This window comes from Bradyrhizobium sp. DN3 (assembly GCF_041357655.1).
Classification (GTDB): Bacteria; Pseudomonadota; Alphaproteobacteria; order Rhizobiales; family Xanthobacteraceae; genus Bradyrhizobium.
Genome location: NZ_JAULLN010000021.1, coordinates 45307 through 64381, shown reverse-complemented (window position 1 = coordinate 64381; position 19075 = coordinate 45307). Strand labels below are relative to the sequence as shown.

14 protein-coding genes and 1 pseudogene are annotated in these 19075 nt (G+C 65.2%); 7 read left to right on the top strand and 8 right to left on the bottom strand.

Annotated features, from left to right (window positions below):
* Nucleotides 1–12: 12 nt before the first annotated feature.
* The gene (gene recN, locus AAE027_RS27720; RefSeq protein WP_091879190.1) at nucleotides 13–1686 is read left to right on the top strand and encodes a DNA repair protein RecN; all 1674 of its coding nucleotides are present in this window, start codon (nucleotides 13–15) and stop codon (nucleotides 1684–1686) included.
* Between the two features lie 153 nt (nucleotides 1687–1839).
* Nucleotides 1840–3993: an NAD-dependent DNA ligase LigA gene (gene ligA / locus AAE027_RS27715; RefSeq protein WP_370989326.1), complete on the top strand. Its 2154-nt coding sequence runs from the start codon at nucleotides 1840–1842 to the stop codon at nucleotides 3991–3993.
* Nucleotides 3994–4172: 179 nt separating this feature from the next.
* Here ligA and AAE027_RS27710 read toward each other — a convergent pair whose 3' ends face one another.
* Both AAE027_RS27710 and AAE027_RS27705 read right to left on the bottom strand, forming a co-directional pair.
* Entirely contained in the window at nucleotides 4173–5447 is a 1275-nt protein-coding gene (locus tag AAE027_RS27710) for a multidrug effflux MFS transporter (RefSeq protein ID WP_370989327.1), read from the bottom strand.
* Between the two features lie 270 nt (nucleotides 5448–5717).
* On the bottom strand, nucleotides 5718–7547 hold the full coding sequence (locus tag AAE027_RS27705; protein ID WP_370989328.1) for an aminopeptidase P family protein: 1830 nt from the start codon (nucleotides 7545–7547) through the stop codon (nucleotides 5718–5720).
* Between the two features lie 187 nt (nucleotides 7548–7734).
* On the opposite strand from AAE027_RS27705, the gene AAE027_RS27700 reads away from it, so the two are divergent.
* On the top strand, nucleotides 7735–7914 hold the full coding sequence (locus AAE027_RS27700; RefSeq protein WP_370989329.1) for a hypothetical protein: 180 nt from the start codon (nucleotides 7735–7737) through the stop codon (nucleotides 7912–7914).
* Nucleotides 7915–8099: 185 nt separating this feature from the next.
* Here AAE027_RS27700 and AAE027_RS27695 read toward each other — a convergent pair whose 3' ends face one another.
* Nucleotides 8100–8987 carry a 50S ribosomal protein L11 methyltransferase gene (locus AAE027_RS27695; RefSeq protein ID WP_370989330.1) on the bottom strand — a complete coding sequence of 296 codons (888 nt, stop codon included), beginning with the start codon at nucleotides 8985–8987 and terminating at the stop codon, nucleotides 8100–8102.
* A gap of 68 nt (nucleotides 8988–9055) precedes the next feature.
* Here AAE027_RS27695 and AAE027_RS27690 point away from each other — a divergent pair.
* Nucleotides 9056–9202, top strand: a pseudogene (locus AAE027_RS27690) (Flp family type IVb pilin); the annotation flags it as partial.
* Between the two features lie 293 nt (nucleotides 9203–9495).
* On the opposite strand, the gene AAE027_RS27685 reads toward AAE027_RS27690, so the two are convergent.
* A complete protein-coding gene (locus tag AAE027_RS27685; protein WP_370989331.1) occupies nucleotides 9496–11106 on the bottom strand; it encodes a phytoene desaturase family protein in 1611 nt (536 codons plus the stop codon).
* Nucleotides 11107–11399: 293 nt separating this feature from the next.
* On the opposite strand from AAE027_RS27685, the gene AAE027_RS27680 reads away from it, so the two are divergent.
* Nucleotides 11400–13679, top strand: coding sequence for a fused MFS/spermidine synthase (locus tag AAE027_RS27680; RefSeq protein ID WP_370989333.1), 2280 nt, complete (start codon nucleotides 11400–11402; stop codon nucleotides 13677–13679).
* Nucleotides 13680–13791: 112 nt separating this feature from the next.
* Here the strand turns inward: AAE027_RS27680 and AAE027_RS27675 are convergent, their stop codons facing one another.
* Both AAE027_RS27675 and AAE027_RS27670 read right to left on the bottom strand, forming a co-directional pair.
* Nucleotides 13792–14727 carry a glycerophosphodiester phosphodiesterase gene (locus tag AAE027_RS27675; protein WP_370989334.1) on the bottom strand — a complete coding sequence of 312 codons (936 nt, stop codon included), beginning with the start codon at nucleotides 14725–14727 and terminating at the stop codon, nucleotides 13792–13794.
* A gap of 124 nt (nucleotides 14728–14851) precedes the next feature.
* A complete protein-coding gene (locus tag AAE027_RS27670; RefSeq protein WP_370989335.1) occupies nucleotides 14852–15664 on the bottom strand; it encodes a L,D-transpeptidase in 813 nt (270 codons plus the stop codon).
* A 280-nt stretch (nucleotides 15665–15944) separates the two neighbouring features.
* Between AAE027_RS27670 and AAE027_RS27665 the strand changes: the two genes are divergently transcribed.
* Nucleotides 15945–16271, top strand: coding sequence for a hypothetical protein (locus AAE027_RS27665; protein ID WP_130220097.1), 327 nt, complete (start codon nucleotides 15945–15947; stop codon nucleotides 16269–16271).
* A 106-nt stretch (nucleotides 16272–16377) separates the two neighbouring features.
* Here AAE027_RS27665 and AAE027_RS27660 read toward each other — a convergent pair whose 3' ends face one another.
* Nucleotides 16378–17139: an ABC transporter permease gene (locus AAE027_RS27660; RefSeq protein WP_091879164.1), complete on the bottom strand. Its 762-nt coding sequence runs from the start codon at nucleotides 17137–17139 to the stop codon at nucleotides 16378–16380.
* Nucleotides 17136–18059, bottom strand: coding sequence for an ABC transporter ATP-binding protein (locus AAE027_RS27655; protein WP_370989336.1), 924 nt, complete (start codon nucleotides 18057–18059; stop codon nucleotides 17136–17138). Before AAE027_RS27655 ends, AAE027_RS27660 begins: the two co-directional genes overlap by 4 nt.
* A gap of 288 nt (nucleotides 18060–18347) precedes the next feature.
* Here AAE027_RS27655 and AAE027_RS27650 point away from each other — a divergent pair, with 288 nt between their 5' ends.
* Nucleotides 18348–19067: a hypothetical protein gene (locus AAE027_RS27650; RefSeq protein WP_370989337.1), complete on the top strand. Its 720-nt coding sequence runs from the start codon at nucleotides 18348–18350 to the stop codon at nucleotides 19065–19067.
* The last annotated feature ends 8 nt before the right edge of the window (nucleotides 19068–19075 follow it).

Below are 19075 nucleotides of genomic sequence, written 5' to 3'. Positions count from 1 at the left end.
AAATTTGGTTCCATGCTGGCGCGTCTGTCGATCCGTGACATCGTCCTGATCGAACGGCTCGATATCGAATTCGCCACCGGCCTTGCGGTTTTGACCGGCGAGACCGGTGCGGGCAAATCCATCCTGCTCGATGCCTTTGCACTGGCGCTCGGCGGCCGCGGCGACGCCGGCCTCGTGCGCCACGGTGCGGAGCAGGGGCAGGTCACCGCCATGTTCGATGTCCCCAAGAATCACCCCGCGACGAAGATCCTGGCCGAGAACGGCCTGGACGACACCGGTGAGATGATTCTCCGCCGCGTGCAGCTCGCCGACGGCCGCACCCGCGCCTTCATCAACGACCAGTCGATCAGCGTGCAGACGCTGAAGGCGGTCGGTGCCGCCCTGGTCGAGATCCATGGCCAGCACGACGAGCGCGCGCTGGTCGATGCCGCCACCCACCGCCGCCTGCTCGACGCCTTTTCCGGCCTCGAAAAGGACGTCGCCGCCGTGGAAGCGCTCTGGGACGCCCGCCGCACCGCCAACACCGAGCTTGAGGAGCATCGCGCCGGCATGGAGCGCGCCGCGCGCGAGGCCGATTATCTGCGCCATGCCTCCGACGAGCTGAAGCAGCTCGCGCCCAAGGACGGCGAAGAGACCTCGTTGGCTTCGCGCCGCACCACCATGATGCAGGGCGAGAAGATCGCTTCCGATTTGCGCGAGGCGCAGGAGGCGGTTGGCGGCAATCATTCGCCGGTCGCGGCGCTGTCGGCCGCGGTGCGCCGGCTGGAACGGCGCGGCGTCAACTCGCCAGCGCTGGTCGAGCCGGCGGTGAAGGCGATCGACGCCGCGATCAACGCGCTGGAGGAAGCCGACCAGCATCTCCAGGCGGCCTTGGCCGCAACCGATTTCGATCCCGCCGAGCTCGAACGCATCGAGGAGCGGCTTTTTGCTTTGCGTGCGGCGTCACGTAAATATTCGACGCCGGTGGATGGCCTCGCCGCGCTTGCCGCCAAATATGCCGCCGACGTCGTGCTGATCGATGCCGGCGCCTCGCGGCTGAAGAAGCTGGAGCAGGCCGCGATCGAGGCAGATAGCCGCTATGCGGCCGCCGCCAAGAAATTGTCGCTGGCGCGGCAGAAATCGGCGGAGAAGCTCAACAAGGCCGTCAACGCCGAGCTCGCCCCGCTCAAGCTCGAACGCGCAAAATTCATGACCCAGGTCGAGACCGACGAGGCCTCACCGGGGCCGCAGGGTTTCGATCGCGTCGAGTTCTGGGTGCAGACCAACCCGGGTACCAAGCCGGGGCCCATGATGAAGGTCGCCTCCGGCGGCGAGCTCTCACGCTTCCTGCTGGCCCTCAAGGTCGTGCTGTCCGACCGCGGCTCGGCGCCGACCCTGGTGTTCGACGAGATCGACACCGGCGTCGGCGGTGCGGTTGCCGATGCCATCGGCGGGCGCCTGGCGCGGCTTGCCGGCAAGGTGCAGGTGATGGCCGTGACCCACGCCCCGCAGGTCGCCGCCCGCGCCGACCAGCATCTCTTGATCTCCAAGGACGCCCTCGACAAGGGCAAGCGCGTCGCCACCCGCGTCAATGCACTGGCCGCCGACCACCGCCGCGAGGAGATCGCGCGGATGCTGGCCGGTGCCGAAATCACGGCGGAAGCCAGGGCAGCCGCAGAACGGCTGCTCAAGGCGGCGACGGCTTGACCCTCTCTTGTCCCGGCCGAAGAGCCGGGACCCAGAATGCCGCGCATGGGCCCCGGCTCTGCAGCGCACCGCCGAAGGAGCGCTGCGCTGCGCCCGGGGCACGCAAACGTAACCACCTTTACCCTCCCGCCCGCTCCGTCGTATCCAAGCACCATGGCCAGAGCAGCAAAATCCAAAGCAACACCGCCTCGCGACGTCGCCGATCTCACTCAGGCGCAGGCCAAGGTCGAGCACAAGCGGCTGGCGCTCGAGATCGAGGGGCACAACGAGCGCTACTATCAAGAGGACGCGCCCACCGTTACCGACGCCGAATACGATGCGTTGCGGCAGCGCCTCAACGCCATCGAAAAGCGCTTTCCGGAGTTCGTCAGCGCGGAGTCGCCGTCGCAGAAGGTCGGCGCGGCGCCGTCGGGCCGCTTCAGGAAGATCCGGCACGCCCTCCCGATGCTGTCGCTCGACAACGCGTTTGCCAAAGAGGACGTGCGCGACTTCGTGGGCCGCATCGCGCGCTTCCTGAAGCTCGGCGACGATCAGGTCAATTTCTCCGCCGAACCCAAGATCGACGGCCTGTCGATGTCGCTGCGCTATGAGGGCGGTGAACTCATCACGGCCGCGACGCGCGGCGACGGCGCGGTAGGCGAGGATGTCACCGCCAACATCCGCACGCTCGAAGACGTGCCGCAGAAGCTGAAGGGCCGCAACGTCCCCGATATCTGCGAGGTGCGCGGCGAGGTCTACATGACCAAGAGGGCGTTTCTGGCGCTCAATGAGCGGCAGAAGGCCGCCGGCGACACCATCTTTGCCAATCCGCGCAACTCGGCCGCAGGCTCTCTGCGGCAGAAGGATCCGACCATCACCGCCTCGCGTCCCCTCGGTTTTTTCGCCTATGCCTGGGGCGAGATGAGCGCGATGCCCGAGGGCACGCAGAGCGGCATGATCGGCTGGTTCGAACGTTGCGGCTTCAAGACCAATCCGCTGACCAAGCTGTGTCACTCAATCGAGGAGCTGCTCGCGTTCCATCACTCGATCGAAGAGCAGCGCGCAAGGCTCGACTACGACATCGATGGCGTCGTCTACAAGGTCGACCGGATCGACTGGCAGGAGCGGCTCGGCTTCGTCTCGCGCACGCCGCGTTGGGGCATCGCGCACAAATTCCCGGCCGAACGTGCCATGACGGTGCTGCGCGACATTGAAATCCAGGTCGGCCGCACTGGCTCGTTCACGCCGGTCGGCAAGCTCGAACCGGTCGGCGTCGGGGGCGTGATCGTGCAGAACGTCACGCTGCACAATGAGGACTACATCAAGGGCATCGGCAACAAGGGCGAGGTGCTGCGCGAGGGCCGCGACATCCGCATCGGCGACACGGTGGTGATTCAGCGCGCGGGCGACGTCATCCCGCAGGTGGTCGACGTCGTCCTCGACAAGAGGCCGAAGACCGCCAAGGAATTTCACTTTCCGAAGAAGTGCCCGTGTCCGCTGCACACCGACGTCACGCGTGAGGAGACGGCGGCCGGCGAGGAGGGCTCGCGCGCCCGCTGCACCGGCGAGTTCGCCTGTCCCTATCAGAAGATCGAGCATCTCAAGCTGTTCGTCTCGCGCCGTGCCTTCGACATCGACGGATTGGGGGAGAAGCAGCTCCAGTATTTCTTCGATGAGGGGTGGGTGAAGGAGCCTGCTGACATCTTCACGCTGGAGGAGCGCAACTCAAAACTCAAGCTCGAACAGATCGAGGGCTACGGCGCAACGTCGGTGCGAAATCTGTTCGGCGCCATCGAGAGCCGGCGCAAAATCGCGCTGGAGCGCTTCGTCTATGCGCTCGGCATGCGCCATGTCGGCGAGACCACGGCGCTGGCGCTGGCGCGCGGCTACGGCTCCTGGGATGTCTTTCACGACGCCTGCCTCAAGGTTGCCAAGGGCGACGAGGAGGCGATGGCGGACATGGACGCGCTCGACCAGATCGGCGACACCGTCATCAAGAGCATCGCCGACTATTTCGGCGAGAGCCACAATCGCGGCATCGTCGAGCGGCTGACCAAGGAAGTCGAGATCGTCGACGCCGAGAAGCCGAAGAGCAACTCCGCCGTCGCCGGCAAGACCGTGGTGTTCACCGGCTCGCTGGAGAAGATGACGCGGGACGAGGCCAAGGCAACCGCGGAGCGGCTCGGTGCCAAGGTGTCGGGCTCGGTGTCGAAGAAGACCGATCTCGTGGTGGCCGGTCCCGGCGCCGGCTCGAAGCTCGCGGAAGCCAACAAGCACGGCGTCAAGGTACTGACCGAGGACGAGTGGCTGAAGCTGATCGGGGAGTGAGCTTCACGCTCTGGTGCTACTCACTCCGCTGTCATCGCCCGGCTTGACCGGGCGATCCAGTATTCCAGAGACGGTGGTAATTGAACCGAGAGGCCGCGGCGTACTGGATGCCCCGCCCCCGTGCGCAATTGCGCACTAGGCGGGCATGACAGCCAGGGTGGGGACGGTCCCGCGCCCCCTCACATCATCCCCGTCTCTTCCTCCTCGGCCTGCTCGATCAGCTTCTCGCTGACCATGACTTCGCGGCGGGGGACGACGAAGATCATCGTGCAGGCGCAGAGCAGCGAGATCGCGAGGACCGCGGAGGTCAGCGGCAGCGTGGTCGTGGAGTGGCCGCCGAGATAGGCGCCGAATTGCGACATCAGTGCGCCGATACCCTGCTGGAGGAAGCCCATTGCGCCCGACGCGGTGCCGGCGGCTTCGGGACGGATGCTGATGGCGCCGGCGGCTGAATTCGCCATCACGAAGGCGTTGCCAGCCATCACGATCATCTGCGTGCCGAACAGCCAGCCGGGCGCCTCGTTCCAGCCGGCGAAGCTCCATATCAGGTTCAGCAGGCTGCCGCAGAGCTGGAGGGCAAGCCCGAACCAGATCAGCTTCTCCAGCGAGTGCCGCGGCGCAAAGCGCACGCAGAGCAGATTGCCGACGAGGAACGCAAAGCCCGAGGTCGCGAACCATGCGCCATATTCGGCGCTGCTGCGGCCCATCTGCGTCACCACGATGTAGGGACCGCCACCGGCGAAGGTGAAGATGATCTGCGAGGCCAGCACCTGGCACATCACGTAACCGACGAAGGCGCGGTTGCGGATCAGGATGCCGACGTCGCCGCGAAAGCCGCTGCCGGCGGCGCGGCTGCGGCGCGTCTCGGGCAGCGCCACCGCGATGCCGACGGCGACGATGATCGCGGCGATCGTGATGGCGTAGAAGATCGCGCGCCAGCCGAACGCGGTCTCGATCAGGCCGCCGGTGAGCGGGGAGACCATCTGTCCGATCATCAGGGCGGCGACCACGAGGCTGATCATCGAGGCGACGCGATCGCGTTCATAGATGTCGCGGATGATGGCGCGGCTCACCACCATGCCGGCGGCTCCGCCCAGTGCCTGGAAAAAGCGCGCGGCGATCAGCTGGGGCAGGTTTTGCGCGAAGATGCAGGCGATGCTGGCCGCGATCATCAGCGCCAGCCCTCCAAGCAGCACCGGGCGCCGGCCGAACCTGTCCGACAGCGGCCCCATGATGAGCTGCGACAGCGCGATGCCGACCATGTAGAGCGACACCGTCATCTGCGCGATCGAGATGTCGCTGCCGAAATTGGTCGCCAGCACCGGCAGCGCCGGAACCAGCATGTAGAGCGAGATCGGCGCGATCCCGGTCATGACCACCAAGAGCAGGAGCACCAAGCGCGACGTCGCGAGGTTTGTCGCCGCTCCCGGCGGCTTGCTGATCATGCCGTGCATACGTATCCGTCTTTCGAATTCGAATCGACTGTAGCGCGCTCGTGCAAGACGGATATCGGCGTTTCGGAATGCGGCTATACGGATTCCGGGATGGTTACGATGATGGCGCGATGACCGCCCCGGCCTCCGCTGTCATTCCCCGCGGAGGCGGGGAATCCAGTATTCCAGAGACAGATGTCGTATGCGGAGAAGCTGCGGCGTACTGCGGGGGAACGGCTGTAGTGGAGCAGGCAGCGTTGCGCAAATCGCCTAGCGCCATGCGCACCGATCTTACGGCTTCAGCTCCGCCGTTGCCTGATCGAGCCAGGCCTTCGTCGCTTCATCAAGCGCCGGCCGCACCTCGGCCCGAACGCGGGCGTGATAGGCATTGAGCCAGTCGAGCTCGTCGCGGCTCAGCATCGCGACATCGATCAGCCGGCGGTCGATCGGTGCCAGCGTCAGCGTCTCGAACGCATTCATCGGCTTCTCGGCACCGTTGATGTCGGCGGCGACCACCAGCTCGAGGTTCTCGATGCGGATGCCGAAGCCATCGGTCTTGTAGTAGCCGGGCTCGTTGGACAGGATCATGCCGCGCTTGAGCGGCGTGGTGCCGAGCTTCGAGATCCGCGCCGGCCCCTCATGCACCGAGAGATAGCTGCCGACGCCGTGGCCGGTGCCGTGCTCGAAATCGACGCCGGCGGCCCAGAGATATTGCCGCGCCAGCGTGTCGAGCTGCGCGCCGGTGGTGCCGTCGGGGAAGACCGCGCGCGCAATCGCGATATGGCCGCGCAGCACGCGGGTGAAGCGGTCGCGCATCTCCTCCGTCGGCTCGCCCACGGCCATCGTACGGGTGACGTCGGTGGTGCCGTCTTCATATTGCGCGCCGGAATCGATCAGCAGCAGGTCGCCGGGTACGATCCGCCGGTTGCTCTTGCGGGTGACGCGGTAGTGCACGATGGCGCCGTTCGGACCGGTGCCCGAGATGGTCGGGAACGAAACGTCCTTCAACGCGCCGGTGTCGCGGCGGAACGTCTCCAGTGCCTCGACCGCGTCGATCTCGGTGAGCTTGCCGCTTCCCGCCTCGCGATCGATCCATGCGAGGAAGCGCGCCAGCGCCACGGCGTCGCGCACATGTGCGGTCTTCGTGCCCTTGATCTCGGTCGCGTTCTTCACCGCCTTCAGCAGCGCAATCGGGTCGCTGCCCCGCACTGGCTTGCCGCCAGCGCCTGCAATCAGCCGGCTGAGCGCGTCGGCCGCCGTGGCATTGTCGAGCGCGATTGCGGCGCCGCTCTTGGCCAGCGCCATCAGCGTCGGCGCCATCGCATCGGGCTCGCGCACGTCGGCGGACTGTTCGAGATGGTCGCGCGTGAGGTTGGAGAGCTTGCGGTGGTCGATGAAGATCGTCGGCCGTCCGTCCTTCGGCACCAGCGCGTAGGACAGCGGCAGCGGCGTATGCGCGACGTCGGCGCCACGGATGTTGAAGGTCCAGGCCACGGCATGGCTGTCCGACACCACCAGCGCATCGACGCCGAGCTTGGCGATTTCGCCTCTGATCTGCGTCAGCTTGTCGGCCTCAGTGATGCCGGCATGTTGCATTCCGTGCACGGTCACCGGCGCGAGGGGAGGCTGCGGTCGATCGTGCCAAATCGCGTCGACCGGATTGCTGTCGACCGCAACGAGCTCGGCGCCGGCCTTGGCGCAGGCGGCGGACAAGCGCTCGGCTGCTGAAGAAGTGTGCAGCCACGGATCAAATCCGAGGCGGTCGCCGGGCTTCAAGTGCGCCGACACCCAGCTCTCCGGCGGCGGATCGATCAGCGATTCCACCGCCCAGGCCTTCGCATCCACCTGCTTGGCGGCCTGGAGCGTATAGCGGCCGTCGACGAAGATCGCGGCCTCCTGGGTCAGGATCACCGCCAATCCAGCCGATCCAGTGAAGCCGGTCAGCCAGGCGAGCCGCTCTTCCGACGGCGGCACATACTCATTCTGCTGCTGGTCGGCGCGGGGGATCACGAATCCGGTCAGCTTGCGGCGGGCGAATTCTTCGCGGAGTGCAGCAAGGCGCGCCGCCAATGCGACGCCGGCCTCGGGCTCCTCGAATGTCTGGAAGTGCGCTTCGAACATGGTGGATCACTTTAGGATCATGGGGATCAGTCCGCAATCTAGACGCATTTGCGTCGCATCTGGCATGGACTGTGCTTGAAATAGTTCCATTCGAATGGAGTGGAGTAAAGGGTGCGGCAGTCGCGCTTCGTCCGGACAACAGGGAAATTCGAGCAAGTGGTTCATCTCAACGGCGAGGGGACACACGATGGCATCGTTCACATTTGAGAAGATTTCGCCGCCGGTGCGTCGCGCCCCGACTGTGGCGACACCGAAGAAGCCGCGCGGCCTCATCAGCCAGATGATCGATCGTTTCGCCGAGCGCCGCGCGAGGCGGACGTTGCGGGATGAGCGCACGATGCGCAAGGACGAGAGGCCGGCGGAGTAGCGCGGCGAACGCTCGACTTCACCTCGCCCCGCTTGCGGGGAGAGGTCGGATCGCATCAGAGATGCGATCCGGGTGAGGGGGACTCTCCGCGAGTCCAACTCTCACCGCCCCCGCGGAGACTCCCCCTCACCCCAACCCTCTCCCCGCAAGCGGGGCGAGGGAGCGCAGCGCCATCGCGGCTGCACTCACCCCATCTTCCGCAGCAACAAACTGCTCCATCCCTCGATCCGCAGATGCCGCAGCGGCACGAGGCCGCGCGCGCGGTAGGCGGCGATCACGGCAGGGGCCTGATGCGTTAACAGGCCGGAGAGGATGAGGCGCCCGCCGGGCGCGAGATGCCGCGCCATCGGGCTCGCCAATTGCCGCAATGGATTGGCAAGGATGTTGGCCAACACCAGGTCGAACGGACCGCATTTGCCGAAATGCGGTGCGGCGAAGCCGGTGGCACGGATCACCCGCACATGGTTACCAACGTCATTCAGCGCTGCGTTCTCGGTCGCCACCCGCACCGACGGCGGGTCGATGTCGGAGGCAAGCACTGCGCGATGCAACGCCTTGGCCGCGGCGATCGCCAGCACGCCGGTCCCGGTGCCGAGGTCGAGCACGCGCCTCGACCGTGCGCTTTTCAGGACATGGTCAAGCAGCAGTAAACAGCCGCGGGTGGTGCCGTGGTGGCCGGTGCCGAAGGCAAGCGCCGCCTCGATCTCGATCTTGAGCTTGTTCGCCGCCACCCGGTCGCGGTCATGGCTGCCGTGCACCACGAAACGGCCGGCCGGGACCGGCACGAGGTCTTCCAGGCTCGCTTTGACCCAGTCCTTGGCCTCGACGATATCGAAGGCGAGGGTCTCCGCGATCTCGTTTCCTGCTGAAGTTGCAACGAGTTCGCGCAGCCATGCCTGGTCCGGCGCAGCGGCAAAATGCAGCGTGACGTCCCATTGGCCGTCCGGCCGCTCGAAGGCGGCGACCGCCGCATCCCCCTCGAAAAATACCTCGGTGAGCACGTCGACAACACGCCTGGCGGCGGCCTCGCTGCCGATCGAGAAGCTGGCGCGATGTGTAGGGGAGGGCTGCATCCTAGGGTTCCGTCGGGTTCAATTTTGGAACTTTTGTTCCCAATTTTTCAGCATAAGTCGCGGCTCGCAGATTCTGGTCGGACGAGTCCGGTGCAACTGCGATCGAATACGGTCTGATCGCAGCCGGTATCGCGCTCGCGATGATCACCGTGGTGAACAGCCTGGGCAGCACGATGAACGAGAAGTTCGGTTCGATTAGCATCTCTTTGAAGTAATTTCCGCCTCCCATCTCCCAGCCGGGGCCACTTTTCTTCATAAGCTGTTTTTGACCCACCGCCCGCGAGGGGGATTGCCTCCTGGCGGGCGAGATCGTTTTTGCTAGGCGTGGTTCTCAAGCGGTCTCCACAGCTTATCCGCAGCTTGTACGGCGGCTATCCACGGACTCTTCCCGCAATTGCCCCTTGGTTCTCCACTGCTTTTCCCCAGGCCTGTCCCGCTCGCCCGTCCGTGAGCATCCTCTTCCTGACCACATATCTCGCGACAGCCTGTCCACAGCTCATCCACAGACCTACCCACGGCTTCCGAGCAGCGACCGGTGATCCCTCAGAATCGCCTGTGCGGCGTTGTGGCCCGGAGCACCGGTGACGCCGCCGCCGGGATGGGCGCCGGAGCCGCAATGGTAGAGGCCCTTCAGCGGGCCGCGATAGTCGGCATGGCCGAGCATCGGCCGCGCCGAGAACAGCTGGTTCAACGTCAGCGCGCCGTGGAAGATGTCTCCACCCAAAAGGCCGAACTGCCGTTCGAGATCCAGCGGCGAGAGGATCTGGCGGCCGAGCACGCTTGCCGCAAAGCCCGGGGCATATTTGTCCGCCGTCGCGATCATGAGATCGGCGACCTCCTCGCGATGGTCGTCCCACGACTTTCCATCGGGAAGCTCTGGTGCGACATGCTGGCAGAACAAGCTCGCGACGTGTTTGCCTTCGGGCGCCAGCGTGTCGTCGAGCGTCGAGGGGATCAGCATTTCGACGACGGGCTCTCGGCTCCAGCCCTGCGCGCGCGCATCGAGATACGCGCGGTCCATGTAGCCGAGGCTCGGTGCCAGGATGATGCCCGAGGTGAGATGATCGCCGTCACCGGGCAGCGCCGTGAAGGAGGGCAGGCGGTCCAGCGCCACGTTCATGCGGAAGGTGCCGGAGCCGTTCTTCCAGTGCCGGATGCGCGCGAGGAACTCGTGGGGCAGGGCGTCGGCCGCGATCAGCCGCGTATAGAGCAGCTTCGGATTGACGTTGGCCGCGACGTATTTGGCGCGGATGGCCGTGCCGTTCTCCAGCACGACGCCGACTGCGCGGTCGCGCTCGACGATGATCTCGCGCACGCCCGCGTCGGTGTCGATCACGACGCCGCGGTGCTGCGCGGTGCGCGCCATGGCCTGCGTGATCGCACCCATGCCGCCGATGGCGTGGCCCCAGACGCCCTTCTTGCCGTTCACCTCGCCGAAGGCGTGATGCAGCATCACATAGGCCGAACCCGCCGCGTAGGGGCTGGCATAGTTGCCGACGATGGCATCGAAGCCGAACAGCGCTTTTACGAGGTCGTGCTCGAAACGCTCGTCCAGCATCTCGCCGGCGGAGCGGGTGAAGAGGTCGAGCAGGCTGCGGCTCTGCTCCAGCGTGAGATCGCGCAGGATGTTGGCCGTCTTTAACGCATTCATGGCCTCACGGATCGCGCGCGTGCCAAAGCCGTCAACCAGGTTCGGCGGCGCGCGCAGCACGAATTGCCTGAGCACGTCGGCGATCTCTTCCAGCTCGCGCGTGAAACCGTCGAGCGCATCGGCGTCATGCGCGCTCAGCCGCGCGACGGAATCTTTCGTCCGCCCCTCGCCGGTGAGGAGATAGCTGCCGTCGGGCGCCGGCAGAAAATTCTGCGCGCGCCGTTCGACGATGCGCAGGCCTTGTTCCGCAAGATTCAAGTCGCGGATCACCTGCGGATTGAGCAGGCTCACGGTGTAGGCCGCGACCGAATTCCGGAATCCGGGGTGAAACTCCTCTGTGACCGCCGCCCCGCCGACCACCTTGCGGCGCTCGACCACGCGCACGCGCAGGCCCGCCATCGCGAGATAGGCTGCGCAGGTGAGGCCGTTATGGCCAGCGCCGATGATGACGACGTCGGTTTCGCTCATGAAGGGTTCAAATTTGTTCCATTGTCATTCCGGGATGGTCCGAAGGACCAGACCCGAAATCTCGAGATTCTCAGGTGCGCCGTGGCGCACCCCAGTTCGCCTCGTCGAGGCGCCCCGGAATGACATCTCTATATCAAGCATTCCTCGCATCACGCGACGCTTTATTGCCGGTTCAGGCGCCTTGTGCTCCATTGCTCCCGTCCGGCGCCCGCCGGGGGCATTGTCCGACGCGTTTTCTCGCGCGAACCGAACCGGTGCCCACTTCGCTGGAAAACGCTTTTGCCGGAGCTCCCATGGATTCGATCGTGCAACCCGCCGCCACGGAGCAGTGGTCTGCCTCGCGCAACCGGCTGCTGCTGACGGTCTACACCGCCGCGATCTTCGTCAGCGCGCTCTTGCTGTTCTCCGTGCAGCCGCTGTTCACCAAGATGGTGCTGCCGCGGCTTGGCGGCTCGCCGGCGGTGTGGTCGGTGGCGATGGTGTTCTTCCAGTCGCTGCTGCTGGCGGGTTACGCCTATGCGCATCTGTTGATGCAGGTCAAAAACCGCATCGTTCCGGTCGCAGTGCATCTGGTGCTGCTGATCGCGGCCTTCGCGACGCTGCCGCTCGGAATCGCCTCCGCCTACGGCGAGCCGCCCGCTTCGGGCTATGCGGTCTGGCTGCTCGGCCTGTTCGTGGTCTCGATCGGATTGCCGTTCTTCGCGCTCGCCGCCAACAATCCGCTGTTGCAAGCCTGGTTCGTCCGCACCGGCCATCCCGCCGGGCACGATCCCTATTTCCTTTATGCCTCCTCCAACATCGGCAGCTTCCTCGCGCTGCTGTCCTATCCGTTCCTGCTGGAGCCGATGTTCACGCTGCACGCGCAGAACCGGTTCTGGACCGCCGGCTATGGCCTCTTGATCCTGCTCATCGCTGGCTGCGGCATGCTGCTGTTGCGCTCGCCGCAGCTGACGGTGGCGGATGCGCGAACGGAGGAGGTGAATGCGCCCGCGCCTGGTCTGGTGACGCGGCTGCGCTGGATCTTCCTGGCCGCGGTGCCGTCGGGCCTGCTCATCGCGGTGACCGCGCACATCTCCACCGACGTCGCGGCGGCGCCGCTTTTGTGGGTGCTGCCGCTGTCGCTGTATCTGCTCACCTGGGTCGTCGTGTTCCAGTCGCGTCCGCTGCTGCCGCACAAATGGATGCTGATGCTGCAGCCGGTTGCGATCGCAGGCGTGGTTGTCCTGCTGGCTTTCGGCGGGGAGCAGAATCTGCTGCTCACACTCGGCGGTCATCAATTGTGTTTCTTCGTCATCGCCATGGCCTGCCATGGCGAGCTGGCGCGGACGCGGCCGGCGGCCAAACATCTCACCGGCTTTTATGTCGCGCTGTCGTTCGGCGGCATGGTTGGCGGCCTGTTCGCAGGGCTCGTCGCACCGTTCACCTTCTCGTGGATCGCCGAATATCCGATCCTGATTGCGCTCGCCGCGCTGTGCCGACCGCCTGCTAACGAGCGCCTCGCCGGCCTCGTTCGATGGTATTGGCTGGCGCTCGCCGCGCTCGCGGCGGCGCTCGTTGTGCCGTCCTATGCGACAGGCGGGCTCTCGATCTGGTTCGAGGACCACCGCGTCTGGGTGGCCGGCGCCGTCGGCGTGCTCGCCGCGCTGCTGGCGTTGACGTTCAATGCCGACCGCTGGAAGATTTTTGCGACCGTTGTACTCGCGCTGGCGTTGATCCGGGTTTATCCCGCGGACGAGGGGCGCGTCACCACGGTACGAAGCTTCTTCGGGGTGCACAAGATCGTGGAGACGCCCGGCGGCTATTTCCACGTACTGATGCACGGCACCACGATCCACGGCGCGGAGCGCTTCCGCAACAATGACGGCACGCCGGTCGCCGGCCGGCCCGAGCCTATCACCTACTATCACAAGGACGGCGGCATCGGTCAGGCCGTGAGCGCGATCCGCGAGCGTAAGGGCGCGCCGCTGAAGGTCGCCGCGATCGGCGTCGGCTCGGGCACGCTTGCCTGTGCTGCAGAACGAGGAGAGAGTTGGAAATTCTTCGAGATCGACCAGTCCATGGTCGATGCGGCGCGCAACCCCAAAAATTTCCGCTACATCTCGAACTGCCTGCCGGATCTGAAGCCGGTGATCGGCGATGCGCGGCTCACCTTCGCGAAGGAGCCCGACGGTGCCTACGACCTCATCATCGTCGATGCCTATTCGTCCGATGCGATCCCGATTCATCTTGCGACCAAGGAGGCGATGAAGATCTACAAGGACAAGCTCGCCCCGCACGGCGCCGTGGTGATGCACGTCTCCAACCGGCATCTCGATCTGGAGACCGTCGTGGTCGGCATTGCGGATGCCAACGATCTCACGAGCTGGGTCTTCAACGAGGATTCCGGGCGCGATTCCGATTACATCTTCTCGACCGACGTCGTCATCTCCGCGCGGGAGGAGGCCGACATCGGCAAGCTCGCCTCCTCGAAGTCATGGGAGCAGACCGAAGCTGACGACAGGGTGCGGGTCTGGAGCGACGACTATTCCAATATTCTGGGCGCGCTGTATCGGCGCTTAAGGGATGGAGAGTAGGGACCTTTTCGTAGCCCGGATGGAGCGAAGCGCAATCCGGGGCCGCTTCGGCGTGACGGGCGCTGCTCCCGGATTGCGCTTCGCTCCATCCGGGCTACAAGGCGGGTCGGTTCTAAGGCTCCACCGGCGTGCCCGCCGGCAGTACAATTCCTTTCTCGGCGGCGATCTGCCGCAACAGGTCCGGCCTATCGGAGATGATGCCATCGACGCCAAGCTCGATCATGTGCGCCATGTCGTCGGGCTTGTTGACCGTCCACACCACGACGCGCAGTCCAACTCCGCGGGCCTCCGAGATGAGCGCCGCGGTCACATCGCCAAAATAAGGCGACCAGACTGCGCCGCCTGCGGCCTTGATCGTCCGCGGCAGCGAGCCGCCATGATCGGCCGGATTGAAGCCCGCCGTCCAGTTGGTGGCTTTGTCGAGCGCCACCGTCTGGCCTGAGCCGCGCTGGAGCGTGAGGTACACCGTCGGTATCTTCGGTGCTTGCTGTTGCACGAGCTGCAACGTCCTCCAGTCGAACGACTGGATCATGACGCGGTCGGAAAATTTTTCGGCCTCGATCAGGCTGAGCAGTCTGGTGACGAAAGCCTGCGGGTCGAGAGATTGGTCCGGATGGTTCGGATCGATCTTGGTCTCGATGTTGAAGCGCACGCGGGTGTTGCCGGATTTGCGCACCAGTGCGAACAGCTCACTCAAGGTGGGAATGCGGGTCCCCGGCATCGCGCGCTGGTCAGGAAATTGTCTCGCGTAGGCGCTATCGGGCCGGATCCGGCCGACGTCATAGGTCCTGACCTCGTTGAGCCGCAGTTTCACGAACGGGGTGCCGGGCGCAGTGATGTAGGCCCCGTCGGGGCCGCGCGCGAGATCCGGATTGAGCCCGCGCTCATGCGAAACGACGACCTCGCCGTCCGCGGTCACGCCGACGTCGAGCTCCAGCGTGTCCACGCCCATCGACAGCGCGTTGGCAAAGGCCGGCAGGGTGTTTTCCGGCAGCAGCGCGCGCCCGCCGCGATGCGCCTCGAGATCGAAGGCCAAATCCGATGCCATGGCCTCTCCCGCCATCAAAACCCAGAGCACAGCTAGTGCGGTCGTGGCACGTGTTGGCATGGTGCCTCGAATAGCAATCTATTGTTCGTGCCGACCGCCGAAGGCGGTGACGAAGACGGCTGCCTCAGTTCTGGTAGTAATAGCCGCGCGGCTGATAAACCTGCCGGGGCTGTGGCTGATAGTAGGAGCCCTGCTGGCCATAGCCCTGGTCGTAATAGGGGCGCGGCTGCTGCTGCTGATAGACCTGAGCGTCATAGAGCGGGCGGCTGGCCGAGCGCGGCGCCGGATAGCGCGCGCCGGTGTCGCTGCCGTCAGCCGGATAGATGTAATTGTCGTCCTGCGGCATGTAGCGGCGGGCGGGCTGCGCCGGCGGCGTCAGGTTCACGGGATCGCCGGCGGCGCTATACTGTTCTTCGGCCGGCTGCGGCGCGCGGGCAACTGCATTGGCGTTGCGGCCGCGGGGATTGCGCGCCAGCGCCACCTGCGCCGAGCCGGTCAGCGTCACGGTGGTGTTGAGCACGCCCTGCTGCTGCACCAGCGCATAGAGCGTCGAGGCATTCTGGCGCGACAGCCGCACGCAGCCATGCGAGGCCGGCGAGCCGAGCCGGCCGACCGAGTCGGTGCCGTGGATGGCATGCCCGATCTTGGTGAAGAAGATCGCGTGCGGCATCGGCGCGTCGTCGAATTCCTTGGAGTAGTGATCCTCTTCCATGCGGAAGGCGCGGAACGCGCCGTTCGGCGTCTCGCGGGAGGGGATGCCGGTCGACACCGGCCAGTGATAGCGCGCGATCCCATCGACCGCGACGGTCATCTGCTGATTGTCCTTGTCGATGGTGATCTCGACCTTGGCCTGGGCGGCGCCCGCGCTCAAAAACATCAGGGAGGTGAAAGCAATCAAAAACGAACGCATCGGACTTCTGGCCTCCGGCCTGTTCATGCTAGGCGCCGCGGCTCTCCGTCCCCCGTCGTGCACTATGCCTGCAGTCCGGCTTTCGTTCCAGCGGCCTAGCCGTCCATCGTTAACGCGATGCAGGGCGTAAGCAAGGCCGCTTTGTGCCGCGTGGCTCGCGGCGGCGCTGACATTTTCGCGAGCCGGATTTGCGTTCACAACGCCGACAATTCGTCACAAAGGCGCAACCATTCCGGCGCTCGGTGCGTTGATCACGGCCATCCTTCACAGGGCAGCGCTCGCTGCCATTCATCCGTTGGGACTGAAGATGAACAAAGCCCGTATCGCCGCCGCGCAATTGCCGGCCGCTCGACCCGTCCGCCTGCTGTTCGCAGCCGCCGCCATACTGCTCGCGCTGTTGTCGCTACCGCAAGCCGGCCACGCCCAGGGCATCGTGCGCGGCGCCCAGGAAGGCTCTTATGAAGGTAACCGGATTGCCGGCCCCGTCGGCGGCGCGGTCGGCGGTGTCGTTGGTGCCGGTGTCGGCGGCGCCGTTGGCGCGGTCGAGGGCGTGCTCGGCATTCCCCACCGTCACTACCGCCACCGCTGCCATGGGTACTATGACGGTTACCACCGCTTCCATTGCTATCGGTGATGTCGTCGTAGCCCGGATGGAGCGCAGCGCAATCCGGGGCTGCTGTCGCATGAGGCTACGACGGTCCCGGATTACGCGGACGCTCCATCCGGGCTACGTATCTCCGTCAATTCTTCAGCCGATACCCCGTGCGGAAAATCCACCAGATCACGACCAGGCAGGCCACCAGGAACGCCAGCGTCATGCCGATGCTGACGGACACGCTGACATCCGCGATCTCATAGAAGCTCCAGCGGAAGCCCGAGATCAGATAGACGACCGGGTTGAGCAGCGCCACCGTGCGCCAGCCGGCCGGCAGCATGTCGATGGAATAGAAGCTGCCGCCGAGGAAGGTCAGCGGCGTCACCACCAGCATCGGGATCATCTGCAGCTTCTCGAAGCCGTCGGCCCAGATGCCGATGATGAAGCCGAACAGGCTGAAGGTCACCGCCGTCAACACCAGGAAGGCCAGCATCCAGACCGGATGATGGATGTGCAGCGGCACGAACAGCCCGGCGGTGGCGAGGATGATCAGGCCGAGGATGATCGACTTGGTCGCGGCCGCGCCGACATAGCCGAGCACGATCTCGAAATAGGAGATCGGCGCCGACAGGATCTCGTAGATCGTGCCGGTGAATTTCGGGAAGTAGATGCCGAACGAGGCATTCGCGATGCTCTGCGTCAGCACCGAGAGCATGATCAGGCCCGGCACGATGAAGGTGCCGTAGCTGACGCCCTCGACCTGGCTGATGCGCGAGCCGATCGCGGCGCCGAACACCACGAAATAGAGTGAGGTCGAGACCACAGGCGAGACGATGCTTTGCAGCAGCGTGCGCCAGGTGCGCGCCATTTCGAACAGATAGATGGCGCGGATGGCGCGGTGATTCATAACGTCCTCACGAGGTCGACGAAGATGTCCTCGAGCGACGATTGCGTCGTGTCGAGATCGTTGAAGCGGATGCCGGCGGTGCGGAGGTCGCCGAGCAGGCTGGTGATGCCGGTGCGCTCGCCCTTGGTGTCGTAATCGTAGACCAGCGTCGCGCCGCTGTCGCAGAGGTCGAGCTTATAGTGCTTCAGGCTGTCCGGCAGCGCATCGAGCTGGCCTTGCAAATGCAGCGTCAGCCGCTTCTTACCGAGTTTCTGCATCAAGGTCGTCTTGTCCTCGACCAGAACGATCTCGCCCTTGTTGATGACGCCGATGCGATCGGCCATCTCCTCGGCTTCCTCGATGTAATGCGTGGTGAGGATGATGGTGACGCCGGACTGCTGGAGGGTGCGCACCACCTCCCACATGCCCTTGCGCAGCTCGACGTCGACCCCGGCGGTCGGCTCGTCCAGGAACAGGATCTGCGGTTCGTGCGATAGTGCTTTTGCGATCATCACGCGGCGCTTCATGCCGCCGGACAGCGTGATGATCTTGTTGTCCTTCTTGTCCCAGAGCGAGAGGTCCTTCAGGACCTTCTCGATATGATCAGGATCTTTTGGCTTGCCGAACAGGCCGCGGGAGAAGCTCACTGTCGCCCACACGCTCTCGAAGGCGTCGGTGTGCAGCTCCTGCGGCACGAGGCCGATCAGAGAGCGCGCCTTGCGGTAGGAGGTCTGGATGTCCTCGCCGCCGACGAGGACGCGGCCCTCGCTCGGGTTGGCGATGCCGCAGATGATGGAGATCAGTGTGGTCTTGCCCGCGCCGTTCGGCCCGAGCAGTGCAAAAATCTCGCCGCGCTTGATGTCGAGATTGACGTTCTTGAGCGCCTTGAAGCCGGACCCATAGGTCTTCGACAGATTGGCGACGGAAATGATGGAGGACATGATGGCCGCAAGGCTAAGAGCAAAGGCTGAGGGAGGGAGGCTGGAACCCGCCGGGAAGGGCGGGTCAGCGGAGCCCTGAGATAGGAACGCCCTTACCGGGCCGCAATTCCCCGGAGAAAAATGATCTCAAAACCGGCCATTCGGTGGCAGGTTTCAGGCAAGTGTTGCGCGATGGTCACGGCATGCGGCTAAGATTGTCGCTCACGCGGCTCTTTGTTGCGTCTGCGAGCAGGCCGTGGCTACGATTCCGGCCAATCGCGAAGCGTATTGTCCCCAAGGAAAACACCGATGAGACCGAACGGCCGTCACACCGCTGGCGCCAACCAGTTGTCCGACCTCCGTGTGTGGGCGATGGCCCTGCTTCTGCTGTCAGTTGTTGCCATCAGCCCGACCGGCGCCAAGGCCGCGCCGAGCCAGGTCGCGACAGCAACCACGCATGTCTACCTGCTCCGGGGCGTGCTCAACATCTTCTCGCTTGGGCTCGACACGATCGGCGCCCGGCTCCAGGCGCAGGGCATCCCGGTGACCGTCGCCAACTTCGTCTCCTGGTCCTCGCTCGCCGATGAAGCCGCGACCGCCTACAAGGCCGGCCGCCTCAAGACCATCATCCTGGTCGGCCATTCCTCCGGCGCGACCGCGCTGCCGGACATGATCGCCAAGCTCAACCAGCTCGGCGTTCCCGTGAAGCTCGCGATCGGCCTCGACTCCGTGTTCAAGACCAAGCTGTCGACCGGCGCCGAGCGTTACATCAACATCTATATCGGTGATGGTCCCGGCGAGCCGGTGCGGGCTGCCGCTGGCCTGCGCGGCAAGCTCGACAATGTCGACGTGCGCGGCACCGGCGTCGGCCATATCTCGATCGACAAGAACGAGGCGATCCAGCGCCGCGTCATTGCCGAGATCGACGCCGCGATCATGCGCTCGCGCGCCCCGGCAGCTCCAGTCGCCCAACCCGGCACACCCGGGCGGGCGCGCTCGGCGGCCGCAGCGGCTCCGGCGCGGAATTAGCGATTTCT

What these genes read in the sequence shown, in the direction of transcription:
- recN (WP_091879190.1), top strand. Translation starts at nt 13, where the DNA reads ATGCTGGCGCGTCTGTCGATCCGTGACATCGTCCTGATCGAACGGCTC.
- AAE027_RS27665 (WP_130220097.1), top strand. Translation starts at nt 15,945, where the DNA reads ATGAACAAAGCCCGTATCGCCGCCGCGCAATTGCCGGCCGCTCGACCC.
- AAE027_RS27660 (WP_091879164.1), bottom strand. Translation starts at nt 17,139, where the DNA reads ATGAATCACCGCGCCATCCGCGCCATCTATCTGTTCGAAATGGCGCGC.
- AAE027_RS27670 (WP_370989335.1), bottom strand. Translation starts at nt 15,664, where the DNA reads ATGAACAGGCCGGAGGCCAGAAGTCCGATGCGTTCGTTTTTGATTGCT.
- AAE027_RS27685 (WP_370989331.1), bottom strand. Translation starts at nt 11,106, where the DNA reads ATGAGCGAAACCGACGTCGTCATCATCGGCGCTGGCCATAACGGCCTC.
- AAE027_RS27650 (WP_370989337.1), top strand. Translation starts at nt 18,348, where the DNA reads ATGAGACCGAACGGCCGTCACACCGCTGGCGCCAACCAGTTGTCCGAC.
- AAE027_RS27655 (WP_370989336.1), bottom strand. Translation starts at nt 18,059, where the DNA reads ATGTCCTCCATCATTTCCGTCGCCAATCTGTCGAAGACCTATGGGTCC.
- AAE027_RS27705 (WP_370989328.1), bottom strand. Translation starts at nt 7,547, where the DNA reads ATGTTCGAAGCGCACTTCCAGACATTCGAGGAGCCCGAGGCCGGCGTC.
- AAE027_RS27700 (WP_370989329.1), top strand. Translation starts at nt 7,735, where the DNA reads ATGGCATCGTTCACATTTGAGAAGATTTCGCCGCCGGTGCGTCGCGCC.
- ligA (WP_370989326.1), top strand. Translation starts at nt 1,840, where the DNA reads ATGGCCAGAGCAGCAAAATCCAAAGCAACACCGCCTCGCGACGTCGCC.
- AAE027_RS27680 (WP_370989333.1), top strand. Translation starts at nt 11,400, where the DNA reads ATGGATTCGATCGTGCAACCCGCCGCCACGGAGCAGTGGTCTGCCTCG.
- AAE027_RS27675 (WP_370989334.1), bottom strand. Translation starts at nt 14,727, where the DNA reads ATGGCATCGGATTTGGCCTTCGATCTCGAGGCGCATCGCGGCGGGCGC.
- AAE027_RS27710 (WP_370989327.1), bottom strand. Translation starts at nt 5,447, where the DNA reads ATGCACGGCATGATCAGCAAGCCGCCGGGAGCGGCGACAAACCTCGCG.
- AAE027_RS27695 (WP_370989330.1), bottom strand. Translation starts at nt 8,987, where the DNA reads ATGCAGCCCTCCCCTACACATCGCGCCAGCTTCTCGATCGGCAGCGAG.